This is a genomic window from Nocardioides cremeus, assembly GCF_030518195.1.
Taxonomy (GTDB): Bacteria; Actinomycetota; Actinomycetes; order Propionibacteriales; family Nocardioidaceae; genus Nocardioides; species Nocardioides cremeus.
In genome coordinates this window covers 96,853-121,630 of record NZ_JAULSC010000005.1, presented here as the reverse complement: position 1 = coordinate 121,630, position 24,778 = coordinate 96,853, and the positions used below count along the sequence as shown (strand labels likewise).

Annotated in this window: 17 protein-coding genes; 11 read left to right on the top strand and 6 right to left on the bottom strand. The window is 73.6% G+C overall.

Going from position 1 to position 24,778, the window contains the following annotated elements:
• The first annotated feature begins 148 nt into the window (after positions 1-148).
• From QWJ41_RS07545 to QWJ41_RS07500, 10 genes are all read left to right on the top strand, one after another.
• Positions 149-1,339, top strand: coding sequence for an acetyl-CoA C-acetyltransferase (locus QWJ41_RS07545; RefSeq protein WP_302706964.1), 1,191 nt, complete (start codon positions 149-151; stop codon positions 1,337-1,339).
• Positions 1,323-2,288 (top strand): methylmalonyl Co-A mutase-associated GTPase MeaB, encoded by a 966-nt coding sequence (gene meaB, locus QWJ41_RS07540; RefSeq protein WP_193667471.1) that lies wholly within the window; start codon positions 1,323-1,325, stop codon positions 2,286-2,288. Before QWJ41_RS07545 ends, meaB begins: the two co-directional genes overlap by 17 nt.
• 60 nt (positions 2,289-2,348) lie before the next feature.
• Positions 2,349-3,467, top strand: a complete 1,119-nt coding sequence (locus QWJ41_RS07535) for a glycosyltransferase family 4 protein (RefSeq protein WP_302706961.1) — start codon at positions 2,349-2,351, stop codon at positions 3,465-3,467.
• A gap of 4 nt (positions 3,468-3,471) precedes the next feature.
• Positions 3,472-4,632, top strand: coding sequence for a glycosyltransferase (locus QWJ41_RS07530; RefSeq protein WP_302706960.1), 1,161 nt, complete (start codon positions 3,472-3,474; stop codon positions 4,630-4,632).
• 86 nt (positions 4,633-4,718) lie between these two features.
• Positions 4,719-6,029, top strand: a complete 1,311-nt coding sequence (locus QWJ41_RS07525) for a UDP-glucose dehydrogenase family protein (RefSeq protein ID WP_302706958.1) — start codon at positions 4,719-4,721, stop codon at positions 6,027-6,029.
• A gap of 24 nt (positions 6,030-6,053) precedes the next feature.
• A complete protein-coding gene (locus tag QWJ41_RS07520) occupies positions 6,054-7,019 on the top strand; it encodes a co-chaperone YbbN (protein ID WP_302706956.1) in 966 nt (321 codons plus the stop codon).
• A 4-nt stretch (positions 7,020-7,023) separates the two neighbouring features.
• Positions 7,024-7,797 carry an EI24 domain-containing protein gene (locus tag QWJ41_RS07515; protein ID WP_302706954.1) on the top strand — a complete coding sequence of 258 codons (774 nt, stop codon included), beginning with the start codon at positions 7,024-7,026 and terminating at the stop codon, positions 7,795-7,797.
• Positions 7,798-7,841: 44 nt separating this feature from the next.
• A complete protein-coding gene (locus tag QWJ41_RS07510; RefSeq protein WP_302706953.1) occupies positions 7,842-9,026 on the top strand; it encodes an ATP-grasp domain-containing protein in 1,185 nt (394 codons plus the stop codon).
• Positions 9,019-10,149, top strand: coding sequence for a GNAT family N-acetyltransferase (locus QWJ41_RS07505; protein WP_302706951.1), 1,131 nt, complete (start codon positions 9,019-9,021; stop codon positions 10,147-10,149). Before QWJ41_RS07510 ends, QWJ41_RS07505 begins: the two co-directional genes overlap by 8 nt.
• A 1-nt stretch (position 10,150) precedes the next feature.
• Complete coding sequence (locus tag QWJ41_RS07500; RefSeq protein WP_302706949.1) at positions 10,151-11,485, top strand: hypothetical protein; 1,335 nt, start codon at positions 10,151-10,153, stop codon at positions 11,483-11,485.
• A 180-nt stretch (positions 11,486-11,665) separates the two neighbouring features.
• On the opposite strand, the gene QWJ41_RS07495 is transcribed toward QWJ41_RS07500, so the two are convergent.
• The 5 genes from QWJ41_RS07495 to QWJ41_RS07475 all read right to left on the bottom strand — a co-directional run bounded on the left by QWJ41_RS07495 (position 11,666) and on the right by QWJ41_RS07475 (position 20,171).
• Positions 11,666-12,598 carry an NUDIX hydrolase gene (locus tag QWJ41_RS07495; protein WP_302706947.1) on the bottom strand — a complete coding sequence of 311 codons (933 nt, stop codon included), beginning with the start codon at positions 12,596-12,598 and terminating at the stop codon, positions 11,666-11,668.
• Between the two features lie 64 nt (positions 12,599-12,662).
• A complete protein-coding gene (glgB, locus tag QWJ41_RS07490) occupies positions 12,663-14,870 on the bottom strand; it encodes a 1,4-alpha-glucan branching protein GlgB (protein ID WP_302706945.1) in 2,208 nt (735 codons plus the stop codon).
• Positions 14,867-16,372, bottom strand: coding sequence for a maltokinase N-terminal cap-like domain-containing protein (locus QWJ41_RS07485; protein WP_302706944.1), 1,506 nt, complete (start codon positions 16,370-16,372; stop codon positions 14,867-14,869). The genes glgB and QWJ41_RS07485 overlap by 4 nt, the downstream gene beginning before the upstream one ends.
• Positions 16,369-18,189 (bottom strand): maltose alpha-D-glucosyltransferase, encoded by a 1,821-nt coding sequence (gene treS, locus QWJ41_RS07480; RefSeq protein ID WP_302706942.1) that lies wholly within the window; start codon positions 18,187-18,189, stop codon positions 16,369-16,371. Before treS ends, QWJ41_RS07485 begins: the two co-directional genes overlap by 4 nt.
• On the bottom strand, positions 18,186-20,171 hold the full coding sequence (locus QWJ41_RS07475; RefSeq protein WP_302706940.1) for an alpha-1,4-glucan--maltose-1-phosphate maltosyltransferase: 1,986 nt from the start codon (positions 20,169-20,171) through the stop codon (positions 18,186-18,188). Before QWJ41_RS07475 ends, treS begins: the two co-directional genes overlap by 4 nt.
• Positions 20,172-20,633: 462 nt before the next feature.
• Between QWJ41_RS07475 and QWJ41_RS07470 the strand changes: the two genes are divergently transcribed.
• The gene (locus QWJ41_RS07470) at positions 20,634-20,945 is read left to right on the top strand and encodes a GIY-YIG nuclease family protein (protein ID WP_302706938.1); all 312 of its coding nucleotides are present in this window, start codon (positions 20,634-20,636) and stop codon (positions 20,943-20,945) included.
• 254 nt (positions 20,946-21,199) lie between these two features.
• Here QWJ41_RS07470 and QWJ41_RS07465 read toward each other — a convergent pair whose 3' ends face one another.
• Positions 21,200-24,661 carry a M36 family metallopeptidase gene (locus QWJ41_RS07465; RefSeq protein WP_302706937.1) on the bottom strand — a complete coding sequence of 1,154 codons (3,462 nt, stop codon included), beginning with the start codon at positions 24,659-24,661 and terminating at the stop codon, positions 21,200-21,202.
• Positions 24,662-24,778: the final 117 nt, after the last annotated feature.

Sequence of the window (24,778 nt, the reverse complement as noted above, 5' to 3'; positions counted from 1 at the left end):
GACAACGATCCCGGGACAGTTGTGACGTGTGCCTCACGACCGGGGTCCGGCAGCCGGTACCCACCGAAGTGACTCGTCGGTATCGTCGAGGTGAGGCGTGGTCCGCACCACTGCCGACCCGCCCGCAGTCGTCGTCCTTGGAGGAAACATGTCCGGAACCGTCATCGTCGCGGGGGCCCGCACCCCGATCGGCCGCCTGCTCGGCGGGCTGAAGAGCCAGACCGCCGCCGACCTCGGTGGCGTGGCCATCAAGGGCGCCCTGGACAAGGCCGGGGTCACCGGCGAGCAGGTCGACTACCTGATCATGGGCCAGGTGATCCTGGCCGGTGCCGGCCAGAACCCCGCCCGCACCGCCGGGCTGCTGGCCGGCCTGCCCGCCAGCGTTCCCTCGATCACCGTCAACAAGGTCTGCCTCTCGGGCCTGAACGCCATCGCGACCGCCGACCAGATGATCCGCGCCGGCGAGGCCGACATCATCGTGGCCGGCGGCATGGAGTCGATGACCAACGCCCCGCACGTGCTGCCGAAGTCGCGCGAGGGCTTCAAGTACGGCGACGTCTCGCTCGTCGACTCGATGGCCTACGACGCCCTCTTCGACCAGGCCACCCAGCAGGCCATGGGCGGGCTCACCGAGCAGTGCAACGCCCAGGGCACCAACCTGAGCCGCGAGGAGCAGGACGAGTTCTCGGCCCGCTCGCACCAGCGTGCCGCCGAGGCCTGGAAGAACGGCGTCTTCGACGAGGAGGTCGTGCCGGTCGAGATCCCGCAGCGCAAGGGCGACCCTGTCGTGGTCTCCCAGGACGAGGGCGTGCGCGGCGAGACCACCGCCGAGTCGCTCGGCAAGCTGCGCGCCGCCTTCGCCAAGGACGGCACCATCACCGCCGGCTCGGCCTCGCAGATCTCCGACGGCGCCTGCGCCGTGGTCGTGATGAGCAAGGCCAAGGCCGAGGAGCTCGGCCTGACCTGGCTCGCCGAGATCGGCGCCCACGGCATGGTCGCCGGGCCCGACTCCACGCTGCAGATGCAGCCCGCCAACGCCACCGCCAAGGCCTGCGAGAAGGAGGGCATCGCGCCCGCCGACCTCGACCTGGTCGAGTTCAACGAGGCGTTCGCTGCCGTGGGCATCGAGTCGGCGCGCAGCCTGGGCCTCGACGAGGCCAAGGTCAACGTCAACGGCGGCGCCATCGCGCTGGGCCACCCGGTGGGCATGTCCGGCGCCCGCGTGGTGCTGCACCTGGCCCTCGAGCTCAAGCGCCGCGGCGGCGGCGTCGGCGCGGCCGCCCTGTGCGGCGGCGGCGGCCAGGGCGACGCCCTGATCGTGCGTGTCCCGACGAGCTGACCACCTCGTCCCGGACCTCGTCGAGCGCGCCCGCGCCGGCGAGGTCCGGGCCGTGGCACGCCTGATCTCGCTGGTCGAGGACGAGTCCCCGGCGCTGCGCGAGGTGATGGCGGCGCTGGCCCCGCACACCGGCCACGCCCAGGTCGTGGGCATCACCGGCTCGCCCGGCGTCGGCAAGTCGACCTCCACCAACGCCCTGGTCGGCGCCCTGCGCGCCACCGGCAAGCGGGTGGGCGTGCTGGCCGTCGACCCGTCGTCGCCGTTCTCCGGCGGCGCGCTGCTCGGTGACCGCATCCGGATGCAGGACCACGCCTCCGACGACGGCGTCTACATCCGCTCCATGGCCTCGCGCGGACACCTGGGCGGGCTCGCCTGGAGCACCCCGCAGGCCGTCCGGGTGCTCGACGCCTCCGGCTTCGACGTGGTGCTGGTCGAGACCGTGGGCGTGGGCCAGAGCGAGGTCGAGGTGGCCGCGGCCGCCGACACCACCGTCGTGCTGCTGGCCCCCGGCATGGGCGACGGCATCCAGGCCGCCAAGGCCGGCATCCTCGAGATCGGCGACGTCTTCGTCGTCAACAAGGCCGACCGCGAGGGCGCCGACCGGGTACGCCGCGACCTGCGCTCGATGCTGTCCCTCGGCGACCGGCCCGCCGACGCGTGGCGACCCGGCATCGTCAAGACCGTGGCGCAGACCGGCCAGGGCGTCGACGAGGTCGTCGCCGAGCTCGACCGGCACCGCGAGTGGTCGGAGCGCACCGGCGCCCTGGGGCGGCGGCGTACCCGACGGGCGCGGGTCGAGGTCGAGGCGATCGCCGTCACGACCCTGCGCCGGCGCTGGGCCGACGTGGGCGGTCGCGAGGAGCTCGACGAGCTGGCCGTCGCGGTCGCCGAGGGCCGCACCGACCCCTACACCGCGGCCGACGGGCTGCTCTCGGCGTTCACCGACTGATCACCCGCACGCCGCCGCGCCGCGCCCGACCCGTCCACCGGGGCGCACGACGCTGGCCTCATGCGCGTCGCCGTGGTCACCGAGTCGTTCCTGCCCCAGGTCAACGGGGTCACCAACACCGTGCGCCAGGTCGTCGACCACCTGCGCCGCACCGGGCACGAGGCGATCATCGTCGCGCCCGGCCCCGGCCCCGCGTCGTACGACGGGGTGCCGGTGGTGCGGGTGCGCTCGGTCGGGCTGCCGACCTACCGCTCGTTCCCGATCGGCCTGCCCGACGCCGCGGTGCACCGGGCGCTGGCCGACTTCGACCCCGACGTGGTGCACCTGGCCTCACCGATCGCGCTCGGCGCGGTCGGGCTGCGCGCCGCGCGCCGCCTGGGGGTGCCGACCGTGGCGGTCTACCAGACCGACGTCGCCGGCTTCGCCCGCCACTACCGGGTGCGCGCCGACCTGCTCGCCGGCGCGTGGGTGGGTCGCCTGCACCGGCGGGTGGACCGCACCCTGGTTCCCTCGACCAGCTCCTACCGCCAGCTGGCGGCGCTCGGCGTGGGCGACCTGCACCTGTGGCGGCGCGGGGTCTCCCTCGACCTCTTCGGGCCCCAGCGGCGCAGCGCCGAGCTGCACGAGCGGTGGGCGCCGGGCGGCGAGACGGTGGTGGGCTACGTCGGCCGCCTGGCCCCCGAGAAGCAGGTACGCCGCCTGGTCGAGGTCTCGCGGCTGCCCGGCGTGAAGGTGGTCGTGGTCGGCGACGGGCCCGAGCGGGAGTCGCTGGAGCGGCGGATGCCCGGCGCCGTGTTCACCGGGATGCTCGGCGGCGCCGACCTGGCCCGGGCCTTCGCGACCCTCGACGTCTTCGTGCACCCCGGCGAGTCGGAGACCTTCTGCCAGACCGTGCAGGAGGCCCAGGCCAGCGGGGTGCCCGTGGTGGCGGTGGCCGCCGGCGGGCCGCTGGACCTCGTCGAGCACGGCGGCACCGGGCTGCTCTACGACCCGCGCGCCGAGGGCGTGCTCGAGCAGCAGGTCGCCCGTCTGGTGGCCGACCCGGCGCTGCGCCGCGAGCTGGCCGACCGGGCCACGCGCGAGGTGGCCCAGCGCAGCTGGGCGGCCGTCGTCGACCAGCTCGTCGAGCAGCACTACCGGGCGGTGCTGCGCCCGGGACCGCAGCGAGCGGCGGCCTGAGCGGGTGCGGATCGCCCAGCTGGCCAACTTCGTGGGGCCCGCCTCCGGTGGCATGAAGACGGCCGTGCAGACCCTCGGCGCGGGCTACGCGGCCGCCGGGGTGCCCCGGCTGCTGGTGGTGCCGGGCCCGCGCGACCGGCGCACCGCCACCGAGCACGGCGACGTCGTGCAGCTGCGGGCCCCGCGCGTCGGCGGCGGCTACCGGCTGATCGTCGAGCCGTGGCGGGTCGGCGAGGTCCTCGAGCAGTTCGCGCCGACGTCGGTGGAGGTCTCCGACAAGGCGACCCTGTGGCCGGTGGCGCACTGGGCGCGGCGCCGCGGGGTGCGCTCGGTGCTGTTCTCGCACGAGCGGCTCGACGCGATGCTCTCGCTGCGCACCGGCCGCGAGGCCGGGGCCCCCGGGATCACCGCACCGGTCTCGGTGCTCAACCGGCTGCTGGCCCGCAGCTTCGACGAGATCGTGGTGACCTCCGACTTCGCCCGCCGTGAGCTGCAGGAGGTGGCCGGCGCCGCGGGCACCCGGCTGCACCGGGTCGCCCTGGGCGTCGACCTCGACACCTTCGCCCCGCCCGAGGCCCGCGATCCCCGTGGCGGGGTGCTGCGGCTGGTGCACGCCGGGCGGCTCTCCCGGGAGAAGAGCCCGCACCTGGCCGTCGGGGCGGCCGTCGCCCTGCACCGGCGCGGGGTCGCGGTGCACCTCGACGTCTACGGCACCGGGCCGCACCGCTCCGAGCTCGTCGAGCTGGCCGGCAGCGCGCCGGTCACCTTCCACGGCCACGTCGCCGGCCGCCGGGCCCTGGCCCGGCACCTGGGCCGCGCCGACGTCGCGCTCTCGGTCTGCCCCGGCGAGACCTTCGGCCTGGCCGTGCTCGAGGCACTGGCCTGCGGCACCCCCGTGGTGACGGCGGCGTACGGCGGGGCGCGCGAGCTGGTCGACGACGTGTGCGGCGCCTGGGCGCGCCCGGTCGCTGAGGAGCTGGCCGACGCGGTGCTCGCCCTGGCCGCGCGACCCGAGGCGGTGGTGCGCCCCGCGGCCCGGGCCCGCGCCGAGCTCTTCGCCTGGGACCGCACCGTGCACGACATGCTGGCCGTGCACGCCGGGCTCGGGCCCGCAGCCAGGGACGTCTCCGGGGCGGCGCCGCAGCCGGCAGACCGGACGGCCTGACGGCCCTGCCAACCGTTCCGCATCCGTTCACCGCACCTCCACGGCGGTGCCGCGCGGGTGTCGGGCGCGCTGCCCACGGTGGGTCCATGCGACTCACCGTGATCGGCACCGGCTACCTGGGCGCGACGCACGCCATCTGCATGGCGGTCCTCGGCCACGACGTCCTGGCCCTCGACCGCGACGGCGAGCGCCTCGCCGCGCTGGCCGCCGGCCGGGTCCCCTTCCACGAGCCCGGCCTGCCCGAGATGCTGCGCAAGGCGCTCGACTCGGGCCGGCTGCGCTTCACCGACGACGTCGCGGAGGTCGCGGCCTTCGGCGAGGTGCACTTCGTGTGCACCGGCACCCCCCAGCTGGCCGGCTCGATGGGCGCCGACCTGTCCCAGGTCGAGGGCGCGGTCGCCGCGCTCGCGCCGCACCTCGAGCGGCCCTGCCTGGTCGTGGGCAAGTCGACGGTGCCCGTGGGCACCGCCGAGCGGCTGGCCACCCTCCTCGCCGCGCTGGCGCCGGCGGGTACGGCGGCCGAGCTCGCCTGGAACCCCGAGTTCCTGCGCGAGGGCCACGCGATCGAGGACACCCTGCGGCCCTCGCGCCTGGTGCTGGGCGTCGCCTCCGAGACGGCCCGCACCGCTCTCGAGGCCGTCTTCGCGCCGCTGCTCGCCGCGCAGGTGCCCTGCGTGGTCACCGACCCGGCCACCGCCGAGCTGGTCAAGGGGGCGGCCAACTCGTTCCTGGCCACCAAGATCTCCTTCATCAACGCGATGGCCGAAGTGTGCGAGGCCTCCGGTGCCGACGTGCACCAGCTCTCCGCGGCCCTCGCCCTCGACGACCGCATCGGCGGGCGCTTCCTCAAGCCGGGGCTCGGCTTCGGCGGCGGGTGCCTGCCCAAGGACATCCGGGCTTTCGTGCACCGGGCCGAGGAGCTCGGCAACGGACACAGCGTGCGCTTCCTGCGCGAGGTCGACGACATCAACCGGCGCCGTCGCCTGCGCACCGTCGACCTGGTCCGCGAGCAGGCCGGCGGCGACCTGCGCGGCGTACGCGTGTGCGTGCTGGGAGCCGCCTTCAAGCCGCACTCCGACGACGTGCGCGACGCACCGGCGCTCGAGGTGGCCCAGCGGCTGCACGACGAGGGGGCGCGGGTCGTGGTCGTCGACCCGCAGGCGCTCGACAACGCGCGCCGCGCCCACCCCGACCTCGAGTACGCCGACTCGGCCCTCGAGGCCGCGGCCGGCGCCCGCGTGGTGGCGCTGCTGACCGAGTGGGACCAGTTCCGCGGGCTCGACCCGGTGCGTCTCGGCGAGGTCGTGGCGCAGCGTGCGGTCGTCGACGCCCGCGGCGCCCTCGACCCCACCGCCTGGCGGGCCGCCGGCTGGACCCACCGGGGGCTGGGCAGCTGAGCGGGCATCCCTAGGATTGGCCCCATGACGCAGCAGCCGTTCTCCCGTCCCGGTGCGATCGACCTCTCCGCGCTCAAGCGCCCTGCCCAGGCGCCGCCGTCCGCACCCGGTGCCCCCGGCGGCGCGGGCGCTGCCGGTGCGCCGGCTGCCGGTGGCGGCGCGGGTGGCGCCTACGCCGTGCAGGTCGACGAGCAGAACTTCCAGACCACCATCGAGGCGTCGATGACCGCCCCGGTGCTGCTGGCCTTCTACTCGCGCACCCAGCTGCCCGAGAGCGGCCAGATGGCCGACGACCTGGCCGCGCTCGCCGATGAGTTCGACGGCCGCTTCCTGGTCGGCCTCGTCGACGTCGACACCTCCCCGCAGATCGCGCAGGCCGTGCAGGTGCAGTCGCTGCCCTACGTCGTGGCCGTCCTCGAGGGCCGCCCCGCGCCGCTGCTGCAGGACGTCGTTCCGCTCGAGGAGCTGCGCGGGGCGCTGACCCAGGTCGTCCAGCAGCTCACCGCGCAGGGGATGACCGGGCGGCACCAGCCGCGGGCGGGTGCCCCGGTCGGCGACGAGGAGGAGACCGAGCAGGTCGACCCGCGCTACGCCGCCGCCCAGGAGGCGCTCGGCTCCGGCGACATCGACGCCGCGGTCGCGGAGTACCAGAAGCTCGTCGACGCCAACCCCGCCGACGCCGAGGCCGTCGCCGGCCTGGCGATCGCCAAGGTCATGCAGCGCACCCAGGGCGTCGACCTGCACGCGGCTCGCGCGGCCGCGGCGGCGAACCCCGACGACGTCGACGCGCAGACGCTCTGCGCCGACCTCGACCTGGCCGGCGGGCACGTCGAGGACGCCTTCAACCGGCTCGTCGACCTGGTGCGCCGCACCAGCGGCGACGACCGCACCAAGGCCCGCGAGCACCTGCTGGGCCTCTTCGCCGCCGTCGGCAACGACGACGAGCGGGTGCTGCGCGGGCGCGGCAACCTCGCCTCCGCGCTGTTCTGATCCGGTGGCCCTCCTCGACGCCGTCGCCGGAGCGGCGTACGTCGGGCGGGGGCTGGGCACCTGGCGGCGCCGGCCCGGGCTGATGCTGCTGGGGGCGGTGCCGGCGCTGCTCGTCGCGCTGGTGGTCCTCGGTGCGCTGGTCGCGCTGCTGGCCAACCTGGGCGACCTGGTGGCCTGGGCGACGCCCTTCGCCGACGCCTGGGCCGAGGCGGTGCGCGGTCTGCTGCGCGTCGGCCTGGCGGTGCTCGTGGTGATCGGCTTCCTGCTGCTGGCCTCGGTGACCTTCACCGCCCTGACCCTGCTCGTCGGCGACCCCTTCTACGCCCGGATCTGGCGCGAGACCGAGGCGGCGCTGGGTGGGCCGGTGCCCTCCTCGGGCCTGTCGGCCTGGCGCTCGGCCGCCGACTCGCTGGTGCTGCTGGCGATCGGCCTGGCCACCGCCGTCGGCGTGCTGCTGGTGGGGCTGCTGCCGGTCGTCGGCGCGGTCGTCGGCGGTGTCGTCGGCCTGGCCGTCTCGGGGTGGCTGCTGGCCGGCGAGCTGCTGGCCCGCCCGCTCGAGGCGCGCGGGCTCGACCGGGTCGCCCGGCGCGCGGTCCTGCGGGGCCAGCGCGCTCGCGTGCTGGGCTTCGGGGTCGCGACGCAGGCCTGCTTCCTGGTGCCGCTGGGTGCGGTGGCGGTGATGCCCGCCGCCGTCGTCGGGTCGACGATGCTGGCCCGCGACCTGCTGGGCGAAGCTGACGTCATGCGTCCCGCAGGGACGGACCTCCCGCCCGCATGACGTCCTGTGGAGCCGCGGCCGCGCTGTTCTGACAGGATTCGCGGGTGCCTCCCTCCTCCAGCCAGGCCACGGTGACCGGCCAGGCGCTTCGCCGCGCCCTGATCGTGCACAGCGGCGGGGTGCACGTGCTGGCCGCCGCGCGCTCGCTGCACGCCGCCGGCTGGGAGGTCGGGGTGGCCTCCGCGCACGGCGAGATCGCACACTCGCGCGCGGTGCGCCGCGACTTCTCGCTGCCCGCGCCCGAGCGCGACCCCGACGGCTTCGTCGCCGCCGTCGCGGCGCTGGTGGCCGAGCACGGCTACGACGTGGTCTTCGGCGCCGACGACATCGAGGTGCTGCTGCTGTCGGCCCGCCGCGACGAGATCGGCTGCGTCGTGCCGTACGCCGCGCACGCCGACGTCGTTCGTGCCATCGACAAGCTCGCCCTGGTCGAGGCGGCCGGCCGCGTCGGGCTGGCCGTGCCGCAGACCGAGGTCGCGACGGCCGCGGCGCTGGCGGCGGTCGACGGCCCGGTGGTGGTCAAGGCCCGGCTGCACTGGGACCCCGCCGCCGGCGGCAGCGCCCGGCACCTGATGGCGCGCGTCTGCGCGGGGCGTGACGAGGCCCAGCAGGTCGCCGACCAGATGGCCTCGGCCGGCGGGGGACCGCTGCTGCAGGAGGTCGTCGACGGACGGCTCTCCGCGCTGAGCGTCGTGGTCGACCGGCAGGGCCGGCTGCTCGGCGCCGTGCAGCAGTGGAGCCCGCGGCTCTCCGGTCGCCTCACCAGTTGTCGCGCCGTCACCGTGCCCGTCGACCCCGAGCTGCTCGACGGGGTGCGCAGGCTGCTCGACGAGATGGGCTGGTGGGGCCTGGCCAACCTGCAGTTCATGTCGGCGCCCGACGGGCCGCCCCGGCTGATCGACCTCAACGGCCGCTTCTACGGCAGCCTCGCGCTGGCCGTCGGCAGCGGCGTACCCCTGCCGGACCTGTGGGCGCGGGCCGCGCTCGGCGACGACGTGACCCCGAGCGGGCCAGGTCGGACGGGAGTGCGGTTCCAGTCGTTCTTCGCGGACGTGGCGCGAGCCCGGCGCGAGCGGCGGGGCGGACTGGTGCGCGACCTGGCCTCCACCCTGGCCCACGCGCTCGGGGCCGTGCACCCGCACGCCGACCTGCGCGACCCCGGCCCGCTGCTGGCGGTGCTGCGCGATCGGGTGCGCGAGCGGAGGCCGAGCCGGGGGAGCGATGGCTGAGCCGGCGCCCCGCCGCGCCCGCCTGGTGCCGCTGCGCGAGGTCGACCAGCGGCTGCGCGAGGCGTGGGCCGACCTCGCCGGCCGGGCCGTCGAGCCCAACCCCTACCTCGAGCCCGGCCCGGTGCTGGCCGCCGCGCGGCACCTGCCCGACGGCGCCACCGCCGAGCTGCTGGTCGTCGAGCGCGCCGGCCGCCTCGAGCTGGCGCTGCCGGTGCGGCGCGCGCGTGGCTACCGCCGCGTGCCGGTGCCCACCTACCGGGCCTGGGGCCACGACGACTGCTTCCTCGAGACCCCGCTGCTCGACAGCCCCGACCCCGGGGCGACCTGGGGGAGCGCCCTGGCCGGGCTGGCCTCGGGCACGACCGGCTGGCTCTCCTTCGAGCAGCTGCCGGGCGACGGAGCGGTGCGCTCGGCGCTCGAGGCGGCGGGCCGCCGGGGTGCGGCCCCGGTGGTGCTGGGCTCGACCGAGCGTCCGGTGGTGCACCGCCGCGCGGAGGCGACGTACCTCGACGGGCGGCTGAGCTCGTCGCGGCGCCGCAAGCTCGGGCGCACGCGCCGTCGGCTCGAGCGCGAGCTCGACGCCGCGGTGTCGCTCGTCGACCGCAGCGCCGTGGACCCCCAGGCGGCGCTGGCCCGCTTCCTCGAGCTCGAGGCCGGCGGCTGGAAGGGCGAGGCAGGCACCGCCCTGGCGACCTCGTCCGCCCGTGCGGCCGCCTTCACCGAGACCTTCGTGGACGCCTGCGCCGCCGGCCGCGCCCAGCTTTGGGAGCTGCGCGCCGGCGAGAGGGTCGTGGCCGCGCTGTGCGTGCTCGTCGGCGGCAGCGGGGCCTTCCACGTCAAGACGGCCTTCGACGAGGCCTTCTCGTCGAGCTCGCCGGGGCTGCAGCTGGAGGTGGCGGTGCTGGAGGCCTTCCACGACGACCCGGCGCTCGGCTGGATCGACTCGGGCTCGGTCGAGGACGCCTCCAGCCCCTCGACGCTGCTCTACCCCGACCGGCGACGCCTCGACGCGGTGGTCGTCCCGCTGCGCGGCCGGGCGTCCCGGCTGCCGGCCTTGACACTGCGTGGTTCCATGCTGTGGCGGGCGCGGCGCTCGCGAGGTGCCGAGCCCGGCGAGGACTGAGATGGACCCAGCGGCGGTCGAGCAGGTGCTCCTGGCCGTGGCCCGTGACGCCGGGCAGCACGTGCTGCTGTGGCGCGGGGAGGACCTCTCGGGCAACGACGTCGACGTCGTCGTCACGCCTGACGGTGGTGCGCCCGTCGCACGGGCGCTGCGCGAGGCCGGCCTGGTGCCGGCCCCGCAGGAGCCCGGTCGGGTGCTGTGGCGGCGGCTCCCCGACCTCGACGTGGTCGTGGACGTGCTGGCCGCCCATGCCTGGCCGGCCCAGTACCCACCGTTGGGCGACGTACGACGTCGCGCGTCGCGAGGGCGCGCGGGGCTGCTGGTCGCGGCACCGGTCGACCGGGTCCTCGTGCACGCGGCGGAAGCAGTCGCGGGGCGGGCGTGGCCGCGCACCGCCGCGCGGGTCGTGGCAGCCCTCGCGGACGCCGGTCCCGGTGCGAGGGAGGTCCTGGCGCAGGCGGAGCGGCTCGATCCCGCGCTCGGCAGGATCGCCCGCCGGGCGTGGGCCGGATCGGCCGCCTCGCAGGAGCACCTCCCGGCCCGGGAGGTGGCCCGCGCCGTCGTCCGCTCGCCGCGCGCCCGCCGCGCCCTGCGCGCCCGGCTGCTCGGCGAGCCGGTGACCCGGCCGGCGGCGACCCCGGTGGAGCACCCGCGGATGGTCGCCCTCAGCGGCATGGACGGGGCCGGGAAGTCCACGGCGTCGCTGGCGCTGCTCGACCACTTCGAACGGCACGACGAGGCGGCGCTCCTGCACTGGACCAGGGTCGGGGCCGACCTCGGCCTGCTGGTGCACGTGGGACGCCTCGCCCGCCGGCTGCTGCGTCGCGACCGGTCGGTGTCGACCGTCCCCGACGAGTCCGGCGAGACCGCCGGCCCCGGCTCGGGTGCCGCAGCCCAGCTGAGCAGGCGGCGAGGAGGACCCCTGGACGGTGTGTGGGTGCTGGCGGTCGCTCTGTCGAGCGTCCGGGCCGCTCGGCACGCCGGATGGCTGCGGGGCTCGGGCGTGCACGTGGTCTGCGACCGCTGGCTGCTCGACGCGATCGTCGACCTGCGGCTGCGCTACGGCCGGCACCGGGTCGCGGAGTGGCTGCTGCGCCGTGGCTTCCCCCGCCCCGACGTGGCCGTGCTGCTCCGGGTCGAGCCGGCAGCGGCCGCGGCCCGCAAGCCGGGTGACCAGCCGTTGGCGGTGCTCGAGCAGATGGCCCGGCTCTACGACGACCTGGCGTCCGACGCCGGTGTGCTGGTCGTCGACGCGGGCCGCGCCGGCAGCGACGTCGTCGCCGAGGTGCTCCGCACCCAGCCGACCCGGCCCGAATCTCTCGCCGACCCGGCCTGAATCTCTCGCTGACCCGGCGCGAACTTCGCGCTGACCCGGCCCGGATCTCACATCGACCCGGCCCGTCCGTCTGGAGGGAAGTATGGGCCGGGTCGGCGGGAAGTTCAGGCCGGGTGGGCGGGCAGTATGGGCCGGGTCAGCGGGAAGTTGGGGTTTGCTCGGCGGGAAGTATGGGCCGGGTCAGGGGTGGCTGCGCCCGCTCTCGGTGTACGCCGCACCCTCACCGTCGAGGTTGGCGAGGGCGGCTGCGACCCGGCGGGCGGTGAACTCGGCCGCGTGCTCGTGCACCTCGTCCATGGTGCAGAAGCGGGCGCTGCGGATCTCGCGCGCCTGCTCGACGATCCGCTCGGTGATCGAGGCGTCGTGCTCGCCCCCGTCGAAGACCAGGCAGATCGCGTCGTCCCAGCCGCCCCAGGTGGGCAGCCAGTCGGTGAGCAGCAGCCGGCCGGCGGGGATCTCGAGGGCCAGCTCCTCGGTGACCTCGCGGGCCACGGCGACCTGCGGCGACTCGCCGACCTCGACCACGCCGCCGGGCAGGTCCCAGTCCTGCTTGTAGGTCAGCTGGCACATCAGCACCCGCCCGTCGCGGTCGCGCACCAGCATCTGGCTGATGGCGCGCTTGCGGGGCAGGAAGGAGTTGAGCAGCGCCCGGAACGCCCCGGGCTCGCTGAGCGGCGGGTCGGTGGCCAGCCGCGCGAGCACGACGTACCCCTCGGCGGTGCTCTCGCCCGGCACCACCCGCTCGACGCCCTCGCGGCGCAGCCCGGCACGGGTCGCCACCCGCAGGGCGCCCTCGGCGTCGACGGGGATGCGCGACTCGACCCGGGTCACCCCCAGGCCGCCCTCGTGCTCGGCGGTGAGCGACCAGTCGACCAGCACCCGCAGCGCACGGGTGGCGTAGCCGCGACCGCGGTGGGCGTCGTCGAGGCCTCCCTCGAGCCACACCGTGCTCGCGTCCTTGCGCACCACCGCGAGGCTGCCGACGGCCTCGTCGTCGACGAGGACCGAGAACAGCAGCGCGGCCCCGTCGTGCGGCGACATCGGGTGGTCGGCCGGGGCGGTCGGCCGCAGCGTGACCGTGCCGTCGGTGAGGGTGGGGTGCTCGTCGGTCACGCCGCCACCGTAGCCAGCGGCTGCCAGCCCGACCCCGTGCCCGACCCCGTGCCCGACCCCGCGCTCAGGACCGCGCCCGGAACCACACCGTGGCCAGCGGCGGCACCGAGATGTCGGCGTGCGCCGGCTGGCCCGCGTGCTCACCGTCGACCGCGGTCACCGAGCCGTAGTTGCCCACCCCCGAGCCGGTGTAGGTCTCGGCGTCGGTGTTGAGCACCTCGTCCCACTCGCCGGTGGCCGGCAGCGCCAGCCGGTAGCCGTGGTGCGGCACAGCGGAGAAGTTGGAGACGCACACCAGGTCGGGCTCGCCGGGCGCGCGGCGCACGAAGGAGAAGGTGTTGCGCCCCGCGTCGTTGCCGTCGAGCCACATGAACCCCTCGGGCGAGCTGTCGCGCGCCCACAGCGCCGCGGAGTCGGCGTACGTGCGGTTGAGGTCGCGCACCAAGCTGTGCACGCCGCGGTGCTCGGGGTGGTCCAGCAGCCACCAGTCGAGCTCGCGGGCCTCGGCCCACTCCGACTCCTGGCCGATCTCGACGCCCATGAAGAGCAGCTGCTTGCCCGGGTGGGCCCACATGTAGCCCAGGTAGGCGCGCAGGTTGGCCAGCTGCTGCCAGCGGTCACCGGGCATCTTGCGCAGCAGCGAGCCCTTGCCGTGCACGACCTCGTCGTGGCTGATCGGCAGCACGTAGTTCTCGGAGAAGGCGTAGACCAGGGAGAAGGTCATCTCGCCGTGGTGGTAGGAGCGGTGCACGGGGTCGTTGGCCAGGTAGGCCAGCGAGTCGTTCATCCAGCCCATGTTCCACTTGAACCCGAAGCCCAGCCCGTCGTGCTCGGTGGGGCGGGTGACGCCGGGCCACGAGGTCGACTCCTCGGCGATCGTCATCACGCCGGGCACCCGGCGGTAGACGGTGGCGTTCATCTCCTGCAGGAACTGCACGGCCTCGAGGTTCTCGCGCCCGCCGTGGATGTTGGGCGTCCACTCGCCCTCCTCGCGGGAGTAGTCGAGGTAGAGCATCGAGGCGACGCCGTCGACGCGCAGCCCGTCGGCGTGGAACTCCTCGCACCAGTAGATGGCGTTGGCGTAGAGGAAGTTGCGCACCTCGCGACGCCCGAAGTTGAAGATGTGGCTGCCCCACTCCTTGTGCCAGCCGCGCTGGGGGTTGGGGTCCTCGTAGAGCGGCGTGCCGTCGAAGCGGGCCAGGGCCCACTCGTCGGTGGCGAAGTGGCCGGGCACCCAGTCGAGGATGACCCCGACGCCGGCCTGGTGCAGCCGGTCGACCAGCAGCCGGAAGCCGTCGGGGTCGCCGAAGCGGGCGTCGGGGGCGAAGTACGACGTCACGTGGTAGCCCCACGAGCCGCCGAACGGGTGCTGCATCACCGGCATCAGCTCGACGTGGGTGAAGCCGAGGTCGACGACGTAGGCGACCAGGTCCTCGGCCATCTGCTCCCACGACCACATCGACTGGTCGTAGTTCTTCTTCCACGACGCCAGGTGCACCTCGTAGACGCTCATCGGCGCCTGCACCGCGGCCTTCTCGGCGCGCGCGGTCATCCACTCGTCGTCGCCCCAGGTGTAGGAGGACTCGAAGACGCGCGAGGCGGTGCTGGCCGGCTTCTCGGCCCAGGCGGCCATCGGGTCGGCCTTGTCGCGCCACTGGCCGTCGGGGCCCAGCACCGCGAACTTGTACGACGTGCCGTTGCCGGCGTCGGGCACGAACAGCTCCCAGACCCCCGAGGTGCCGAGCTGCCGCATCGGGTGCTCGCGCCCGTCCCAGGAGTTGAAGTCGGCCTTGACCCGCACGCCGCGCGCGGACGGCGCCCACACCGCGAACGAGGTGCCCGACACGGTGCCGCTCGGGGTCTCGTAGTGGTGCACGTGGGCGCCGAGCACGGTCCACAGCTGCTCGTGGCGGCCCTCGTTGATCAGGTGCAGGTCCATCTCGCCCAGCGTGGGCAGGAACCGGTAGGGGTCGTCGGAGTCCCACGGCTCGCCCTCGTAGCTGACCGAGAGCGAGTACGCCGGCACCTCGGCGACCGGCAGCACGCCGACCCACACGCCCTCGTGCTCGTGGTCGAGCGGGGTCTCGCCCCACTCGCCGCACACGGTGACCGAGGAGGCCAGCGGGCGCAGCACGCGCACGGTGACCGCGCCTTCGTGCGGGTGCGGGCCGAGGACGGCGTGCGGGTGGCCGTGCTCGCCGCGCACGAGCTGGTCGAGCTCGGCGCGGTCGACCGGCTTGGGGGTGGCCTGGGCGGGCTGCTGGGGGGTCATGGTGCTCCGATCTCGGCGACGGCCTGGAGCGGGATGTCCACCCAGGTCGGCCGGTTGCGGGTCTCGTAGACGGTCTCGTAGACGGCCTTGTCGGCGACGTAGGCGTCGAGCAGGGTCCGCTGCTCGTCGCCGATGTCGCCGTCGGCGTAGGCGTACAGGAAGTGGTTCTTGCTGCGGTTGGCCCACTCGGCGGCCTTGCGGGCCCGGACGTCGGCCCCCTCGGGGTCGTCCTCGGCCCAGGTGCGTTCGACCACGCGCGGGGCGTAGTCGAAGGAGCGCAGCATCCCGGCGACGTCGCGCCAGGGCGAGTCGGGCAGCAGCCGCTCGGCGAGCGGCTTGGCGGGCTCGCCCTCGAAGTCGACGATCTTCCAGCCCAGCGCGGTGCGCAGGGTCTGGCCCAGGTGCAGGTCGCCGTGGATGCGGGTCACCGGCACCTCGCCGAGCGCGCGGACCCGGGCGAAGAGGGCCTCGAGCGACTCGCGGTGCTCCTCGAGCCCCGGGGCCGCGGACAGCGCGGCCGGCAGCCGACCGGCCATGGTGTCGGCCAGGTCGGCACCGCGCACCGTCGCGGTGGGGAAGTGCTCGGCCATCAGCAGGTGCACCTCGCGCAGGGTGCGCCCGAGCCGGGTCGCCTCGCCGGCGAAGTCGCCGCCGGCCTCCGAGGCGTGCAGCTCGGGCTGGCGGAACAGGTCGCGCACGCTGGAGAGCGCCAGGTCCCAGCCGTCGGAGGCGGTGCGCAGGAACTGCTGCAGCATCGCCAGCTGCATCACCCCGCCACCGGTGTCGTCCGGGTCGTCGGCGTCGTGGTGGTCACCGGTGCGCTGCTCGGGGTCGACCCAGTCGAGCCAGCCGTAGAGCGCGGCCACGTCGGGGGAGCCGACCCGGCTGAGCACCTCGTGGACCTGCACGTCGGGGTTCACCCCCGGGGTCACCTTGCGGAAGACCTTCATCAGGGCGTCCTCGCCGAAGGCGACCGAGGAGTTCGACTGCTCGCCCGAGAACAGCGTCGAGTGCGACTCGAGGTCGAGGTCGTGGCCGGGCAGCCGGTGGAAGGCCAGCGAGCTGGCCTCGTCGACCAGGTTGCCGCCCGGCTCACCGGCCGCGCGGTCGAAGGAGCGCAGCCAGCAGGCCATCGCCTCGCGGTCGTGCAGCGCGTCGTAGCCGTGCACCCGCCCGGCGCCCGGGTCGTCCCAGGTCGCCACCAGCGCGTGCTCGAGGCGCTGCTGCGACTCGGGGTAGAGCGCCAGCGGCACCTGGTAGTGCTCGACCTTGTCGGCGGCCTCGTCGCCCACGTCGTCGTAGGTCACCTCGGCCAGGCACAGCAGCACCACCGGGCCGCCCGGCACCGAGCCGGGCACCAGGCCCACGCGGCGTACGCCGGTGACGGCGAAGGGCCGGCCCTTGCCGCCGAACCAGCGGGTGCGCCCCAGGTAGTCGACGAAGACCTGGGGGTCGGGCGTGCCCGTCGGGGCGTCCATCGGGTCGGTCGTCTGGTCGTTCACAGCAGCTGACCCTCCTCGTGGTGCTCCGGCGTGGTGAGCCGGAACCAGTAGAAGCCGTAGCCGGCGAGCGTGAGCAGGTAGGGCAGCTCGCCGATCTCGGGGAACGGCACGCCGCCGATGATCTCGATCGGGCGCCGGCCCTCGAAGCGGCGCAGGTCGAGCTCGACCGGCTGCGGGAAGCGCGAGAGGTTGTTGACGCAGAGGATGACGTCCTCGTGGCCGTCCTCGTCGGTGTAGGTGCGCACGTAGGAGAGCACCGTGGAGTTCGAGCCGCCGAGGTCGTGGAACTCCCCGAGCCCGAACGCCGGGTGGTGGCGGCGGGCCTGCAGCATCCGGCGCGTCCAGTGCAGCAGCGAGGAGGGGTTCTCCATCTGGGCCTCGACGTTGACCGACTCGTAGCCGTAGATCGCGTCCTGGACCACGGGCAGGTCGAGCCGGCCGGGGTTGGCCGAGGAGAAGCCCGCGTTGCGGTCGGAGGTCCACTGCATCGGGGTGCGCACCCCGTCGCGGTCGCCCAGCCAGATGTTGTCGCCCATCCCGATCTCGTCGCCGTAGTAGAGGACGGGGGAGCCGGGCAGGCTCAGCAGCAGCGCGTTGAACAGCTCGATCTGGTTGGTGTCGTTGTCGAGCAGCGGGGCCAGGCGCCGGCGGATGCCGATGTTGGCCTTCATCCGCGGGTCCTTGGCGTACTCCGACCACATGTAGTCGCGGTCCTCGTCGGTGACCATCTCGAGCGTCAGCTCGTCGTGGTTGCGCAGGAAGATGCCCCACTGGCAGTTGTGCGGGATCGCCGGGGTCTGCTCGAGGATCTCCGAGATCGGGTAGCGCGACTCGCGGCGCACCGCCATGAAGATGCGCGGCATCACCGGGAAGTGGAAGGCCATGTGGCACTCGTCGCCACCGGACTCGAAGTCGCCGAAGTACTCCACGACGTCCTGCGGCCACTGGTTGGCCTCGCAGAGCAGCACCCGCCCGGGGTACTCCTCGTCGACGATGCGGCGCACCTTCCTGAGGAACTCGTGGGTTTCGGGCAGGTTCTCGCCGTCGGTGCCGGGGCGCTCGTAGAGGTAGGGCACCGCGTCGAGCCGGAACCCGTCGAGGCCCATGTCGAGCCAGACCTTCATCGCCTCGATCATCGCCTCGTGCACCGCGGGGTTGTCGAAGTTCAGGTCGGGCTGGTGGTGGAAGAACCGGTGCCAGTAGTACTGCTGGCGCACCGGGTCCCAGGTCCAGTTCGACGGCTCGGTGTCGACGAAGATGATCCGCGCGTCCTGGTAGAGCTCGTCGGTGTCGGACCAGACGTAGAAGTCGCCGTAGGGGCCGTCGGGGTCCGACCGGCTGGCCTGGAACCACGGGTGCTGGTCGCTGGTGTGGTTCATGACGAAGTCGATGATCACGCGGATGCCGCGCTCGTGGGCGGCGTCGAGGAAGTAGTGGAAGTCCTCCATCGTGCCGATGGCCGGGAGCACCCCGGTGTAGTCGGCCACGTCGTACCCGCCGTCGCGCAGCGGGCTGGGGAAGAACGGCGGCACCCACAGGCAGTCGACGCCGAGCCACTCCAGGTAGTCGAGCTTCTCGACCAGGCCCTTGAAGTCGCCGGTGCCGTCGCCGTTGGAGTCGCGGAAGGAGCGGACCAGGACCTCGTAGAAGACCGCCGACTTGAACCAGTCGGGGGTCGCGTGGGCCGCGTGGTCCGCGTCGACGCCGGAGTCGGTGTGGCCGTCGACGACCGGGTCGTCGCCCAGGGGCGGCCCGTCCGCGTGCGTGGCCTGCGCCCCGGAGGAGTGGTCCTTCGCGGTGGGCTGGGCGTCGTTCACGCGGTCCTCCTGACGCTCAGCACGTGAGCGGGTTCGTGGTGGGGGTCGAGGCGCACGTAGTTGTGCTGGCTCCAGCTCCAGGCCTCGCCGGTGATCTCGTCGTGGACGACGTAGGAGTCGCCCCAGTCCATGCCCAGGCTGGGCAGGTCGATGTGCACGGTGGTCTCGCGGGTGGCGTGCGGGTCGAGGTTGACCACGACGATCACGGTGTCGCTGGTGGGGTCGCCGGCGACCGCCTGCTTGCTGAAGACCAGCACGTTCTCGTCGTCGCTGCCGTGGATCACGACCGTGCGCAGCAGCTGGAGGGCACGGTGCTGGCGGCGCAGGTGGTTGAGCCGGGTCAGGTACGGCGCGAGGGTGCGGCCCTCGGCCTCGGCGCCCTCCCAGTCGCGGATCCGGATCTGGTACTTCTCGGAGTCCAGGTACTCCTCGCTGCCCGGCTTGACCGCCACGTGCTCGAACAGCTCGTAGCCGGCGTACACGCCCCAGGTGGGCGAGCCCGTGGCCGCCAGGACCGCGCGGATCTTGAACGCCGCCGGGCCGCCGTACTGCAGGTAGGCGTGCAGGATGTCGGGGGTGTTGACGAAGAAGTTCGGCCGCATCATGTGGTCGGTCTCGGTGGCGAGCTCGGTGAGGTACGCCTCGAGCTCCCACTTGGCGGTGCGCCACGTGAAGTAGGTGTAGCTCTGGTGGTAGCCCACCGCGCCGAGGCCACGCATCATCGCCGGACGGGTGAAGGCCTCGGCCAGGAAGATCACGTCGGGGTCGGTGCGGCGCACCTCCTCGAGCAGCCACTCCCAGAACTCCACCGGCTTGGTGTGCGGGTTGTCGACCCGGAAGATCCGCACGCCGTGCGACATCCACAGCCGCACGATGCGCAGCACCTCGCGGCGGATGCCCTCGGGGTCGTTGTCGAAGTTGATCGGGTAGATGTCCTGGTACTTCTTCGGCGGGTTCTCGGCGTAGGCGATCGAGCCGTCGGCGCGGGTGGTGAAGAAGTCGGGGTGCTCGGTGACCCACGGGTGGTCGGGCGCCGCCTGCAGGGCCAGGTCGAGTGCGACCTCCAGGCCCAGCTCGCCGGCGCGCGCGACGAAGGCGTCGAAGTCGTCGAAGTCGCCCAGGTCGGGGTGGATCGCGTCGTGGCCGCCGTCCTTCGACCCGATCGCCCACGGTGAGCCGGTGTCGTCGGGGCCGGGGGTCAGCGTGTTGTTGGGGCCCTTGCGGTTGACCTCGCCGATCGGGTGGATCGGGGGCAGGTAGATGACGTCGAAGCCCATCTCGGCGACCGCGTCCAGCCGCTTCGCCGCGGTGCGCAGGGTGCCGCTGGTGACCTTGCCGGTCGCCTCGTCGCGGGTCGCGCCCTCCGAGCGCGGGAAGAACTCGTACCAGCTGCCGAAGAGCGCGCGCTCGCGGTCGGCGTACGCCGGGAACGGGCCCTCGACGCTGACCAGCTCACGGATCGGGTGGGCGTGCAGCACCTCGAGCAGGGCAGGGTCCTGCAGCGCCGCCAGGCGGGCCTCGGCGGGCCGCTCGGTGTCCTGCGCGGCGGTGATCGCGGGGCGCAGGACCTCGCGACCGGGGTCGGAGGCCGGCAGGTCGGCCAGGACCCGCTCGAGCAGCAGCCGGCCCTCGGTGAACATCAGCTCCACGTCGACCCCGGCGGGGATCTTCAGCCCCGCGTCGTGCTGCCAGGTGGCCAGCGGGTCCGACCAGGCCTGCACCTCGAACGTCCAGGCGCCCTCGGCGTCGGGGGTCACCCAGGCGCGGTAGCGGTCAGGTGGGTCCGCCAGCTTCTCCATCCGCACCGGGGCGGCACGCCGGCCGTCGGGGCCGGTGAGCACCACCTCGGCCGACAGCTTGTCGTGGCCCTCGCGGAACACGGTGGCGGCGACGGGAAAGGGTTCACCGACGGTCGCCTTCGCCGGCTGGCGACCGAGGTCGACCAGCGGGCTGACGTCCATGACAGGGATGCGTCCGACCATGGGCTCCACCCTTCCGGCCAGCGCCCCCACCTGCAAGCCGCCACCAGGGTGAGAGGCCCGACCCGGTCGTTGGTCGAGCAGTGACGAGCGCCAGCGAGGAGCGTCGCCAAGACCCGGTGAGTGCCGCGCGGGCCGTACGTCGTGTGGTCACTGGGTCTCGGCGACGCTCGAGCCTTCGGCCCTCGCTGCTCGACCAACGGTGGGGACGCTCGTTGGTCGAGCAGTGACGAGCGCCAGCGAGGAGCGTCGCCAAGACCCGGTGAGGACCGCGCTCGCCGTACGCCGTGTGGTTGCGGGGTCTCGGCGTCGCTCGAGCCTTCGGCCCTCGCTGCTCGACCAACGACGGGCCCTCCGCACTCGAAGGTGACCACGTTGACGGCACAGGCCCGTGGTGCCGGCGCTCGTTCCACAGGGGAGGCGACGTACGACAGCCGAGGTCTTGTCCTGGGGAAGCCTCCAGACATGGCCTGGACCTACATCCTCGAGTGCGCTGACGGTTCGTTCTACGTCGGCAGCACGACCGACCTCGAACGCCGTGTCAGCCAGCACGACCGGGGAGAGGGAGCGGACTACACCAAACCCCGTCGACGTCGACCGGTGAGGCTGGTCTGGGCCGTGGAGTTCCGGCGCAGGGACGAGGCCTACGCCTACGAGAAGCGGGTCCAGGGGTGGAGCCGGGCGAAGCGGATCGCCCTGATCGAGGGGCGTTACGGCGACCTGCCCGCACTCGCACGTGGCCGGTGTCGACCGCCTGTGGGTGAGGACGTGCCTTGACCCAAGGGGTCTCGGCGTCGCTCGAGCCTTCGGCCCTCGCTGCTCGACCTACGGTGGTGACGGTCGTTGGTCGAGCAGGGAGGAGCGCCAGCGACGAGCGTCGCCGAGACCCGGTGACGATCGCGCTCGCCGTACGTCGTGTGGTTGCGGGGTCTCGGCAACGCTCGAGCCTTCGGCCCTCGCTGCTCGACCTACGAAAAAATGCGCCGACCCGGCTCGTTCGAACGAGCCGGGTCGGCGGTGGTGCGGGTGGGTCAGCGGGCGTAGACCTGCAGCTCGGAGGCGTGCACGATCGTGCCGCGGTCGGAGGCCGTGGCGCAGTCGGTGTCGTTGAGCGGGTCGTTGTCCTGCTCACCGGCGTAGCCGGGGGTGCCGGTGCACTGGTTCTCCAGGGTCACCAGGCGCACCGCGGCGGCGCGGCTGGCCGGCACCTTGAAGGAGCGCAGCGTCTGGTCGGGCGCCACCGGGCGGGGGCGACCGGCCGGGAACGCGTCGGCCTTCGAGGTGAAGATCCGCTTCCACGACGCCTTGGCCGAGTCGCAGCCGCTGGTGCAGACCTCGATGGCGAAGCGGCGCAGCGCGGTGAAGCGCGAGCCGGAGGCCGGGTCCTCGTCGGTGGCGAGCGGGATCGTCTCGTCGGTCGCCGGGGCGGGGGTCAGCAGCGCGCTGACCTGCACCCGACGGATCGTGTGCGTGCCCTGGGCCAGGTCGACGGAGACGAAGGGCTTCGACTCGTCGACGTTGGTCGCGGTGACCGCGCCCCAGTTGGTGGCCTCCTTGCCGTCGATGAGGTGGGCGGTGTTGAGCGAGCCCTCGGTCGCGTCGATGACCTTCGCGCCGTTGGCGGCCGCGGCCAGGTTCTTCTGCTTGGTCAGGCGCACCGTCTTGCTCTGGCCGGCCTTGACGCGCAGCGTGAACCGCTTGAAGCCGCCCTTGCCGGAGGTGTAAAGCATCCGGTACGTGCCGGGGACCATCTGCACGGTGGCGTCGAGCTTCGTCTTCGGCGAGGTGTCGGCCACGGGGGTCACCCGGGCCTGGTAGTCGCCGACGTAGATCTTGCCGGCGCCGCGCGAGGCCTTGAAGGTGACCTTGCCGTTGCGCTGCTTCGGCGAGGCGAAGCCGCCCTTGACGTGCTCGGAGTCGGCGTCGGGGGTGGAGGCGTCCTTGCCCATGCCGCGCTGCGCGAAGGCCTTCCACATCACCTTGAGGTCCTCGCCGCCGAAGCGCATCCGGTCGGCGGCGAGCATCGCGTCACGGGCGTCGAGCATCGAGGTGGCGCCCTGCTGGAGCAGGAAGGCGTCGAACATCAGCTGCACCCAGCGACGGTTGCCGGGGCAGGCCTGCGGGGCCAGCGGGCTGGCGTCGTCGGTGGCCTGGGCGCAACGCAGCTGCAGGCCCTTGTTCGCGTACGGGAACCGGCGGTCGTGCTTCTTGACCAGCGCCTGGCGCACCGACCACTGGGTGCCGCTCCAGATCTCGCCGTCGGCGTGGACCTGCTGGCCGGTGGTGTCGAAGCCGACGTTGCTGAAGTTCAGCGGGTTGCGGTTGATGGCGTAGTCGCGGATGGCGGTGCGCTTGTTGCCGGTGGCGTAGACGCCGACGGCCCAGATGTTGCCGCCGTTGTCGTAGCCGTGGCTGAACTGGTACTCAGCAGCCACCAGGTCGCCCCACGACTCGCCCATCGCGCCGCCCTGGGCGGAGGTCAGGCCCTCGTCGGGCCCGGCGACCATCCGGTTGCTGATGGCGTGGGTGTACTCGTGGCCCACGATGCCCATGTCGAGCCCGCCGTCGGTGCACGGGGCGTAGAACGCGCCCGCGATCGGCTGGAAGAGGTACTGGTTGGTGATGCCGGGCACGCCGTCCTGCAGCGTGATCTGGTTGGCGTTGTCGCGACCCAGGTACGTCGGCTGGCCACCGCTGAGGGCGCCGGCCTGCACGTTGCCGATCTCCTGGTCGCCCTCGACCCCGCCCCGCCCGAAGTTCTCGAGCTGCAGGTTGTAGTTCGACTCGGTGAAGCCGAGGTAGTAGCTGTAGTCGTGCATCCGGTTGTGGGAGACGAAGAGGTTCTGCGTCGAGAACTCGATGTCGTTGCCGCCGGGGCGCAGCTGCGCCGGGTCGCACCTGGAGTTGTTCCAGGCGTCGGTGAACTCAGCGGTGTACTCCCGGGTGGGGGAGACCGGGGCCTGGAACAGGCCGCCGGGGGTCAGCGGGCTGGCCCACGCCTCGTGGGTGTTGGCGTTGTTGCCGACCGTCGTCGCGGTGGTGGTGCCGGTGGCGTCCAGCGCGTCCCAGGGGTAGGTCGAGGCGACGTTCTTGAACGGCCCGGTGGGCAGCGTGCAGTCGGGTCCCGCGACCCAGCAGCCGATGACCGAGTTCTTGGGCGTCGACTCGTTGTTGACCGAGGTCATCGACGGGTTCGCGGTGAAGTAGCGCCACTGCGGCGAGAACAGCTCGCCGCCGGTCGAGGGCGCCGCCTGGTCGCTGGTCGACAGCAGCAACGAGTACGTGCCGGTCACGGCCGAGGCGGAGTCGAACGGGCAGACCTGGACGCCGTAGATGCCGGCCTTGAGCTTGTCTGAGGAGTACGTCGCCAGCTCGGGGCTGGTGAGCAGGTCCTGGGTGAAGAGCAGCTGCTTGCCGGGCCCGTAGATCTTGACGGTGATGTCGTCGGCCGGGGTGCTCAAGCCCAGCGCGTTGATGGTGCGGGTCTTGTCGTCGGCGAGCTCGAAGTCGTGCACGGGGCCGCACTGGTCGCCCGTGAAGGCGCCGGTGAAGACGTCGTTGACCTGGTCGTGCTCGACCTTGTTCTCGCGGTGCAGCACCTCGCCGCTCACCGCGTCGACCAGCAGCGTGTAGGCGAAGGCGTCGCCGGCGCCGCTGTCGACCACGTTGGCCTCCAGGACCGGGCGCACCGTGCCGTCGGCCTTGGCCAGCGCCCGCAGGCGGACCTGCTGGGGCTGGGCGAAGCCCGGCACCGTGAGCATCGTCCAGTCGTCGGTGACGCTGCTGACGATGTCGTCCACCGTGCCGGCACCCAGCTCGCGGCCCACGTTGCGGGCCGCGGCCAGCCAGCCCTGCAGCGGGCTGAGCTTCGCCGACGAGGCGTCGAGGTCGGCCTCGGCGCGCACCAGCGAGGAGGAGACGTAGGCGATCTCGCCGCGGGCGACGCCCACGGTGACCATGGAGCCCAGGGCGGGGGTCAGGTCGCCGAAGCGCTGGCGCAGCAGCACGGCGTACCCGGGGTGCGGGGCGCCGTCGTAGGCGGCGAGCTCCTGGGCGTTGACCAGCTCGAGGCCGCGCATCTGGGTGGCGCTCAGGCCGAAGACCGCGGCGTTGGCCTCGAGCCAGGCACGGGCGGACTTCTCGGCGTTGGCGGCGCCGGCGCCCGGGAAGGCCGCCTTCGCGAGCACGCCTCCAGCGGGCAGGATCGAGGCAGGGGTGCCGAAGTCGTTCCAGCGCAGGCTGACGGCGCCCAGGTCCTCGGCGACCCGGCGCTGGGCCAGGCTCGGCAGCACGCTGCCGCGCACGTCGAGGTCGGAGAGGCCGGGCACCGAGTCGCCGAGCGTGGTGACGTCGTCGGCGCTGAGCGGCGTGGGGGCGGCGCTGGTGCTGGAGGCGAGGGCGGGGAGCTGCGCGAGGCCGGGGACCAGGGTGGCGGTCACCAGGGCCAGTGCCGCCGTCCTGCGGCGGCGGTTGCGCACGGGGTTCGTGGTCATGGCCCTACAACGCCGGGGAGGGGGGCCGGTTATGCGTGGAACCGCTTCGTCCCAGGGAAAGCCGGCACCGTGATGGTTCCGTGACCTCCCCGAGATCGGTGAAAGGGTTTTGGATCG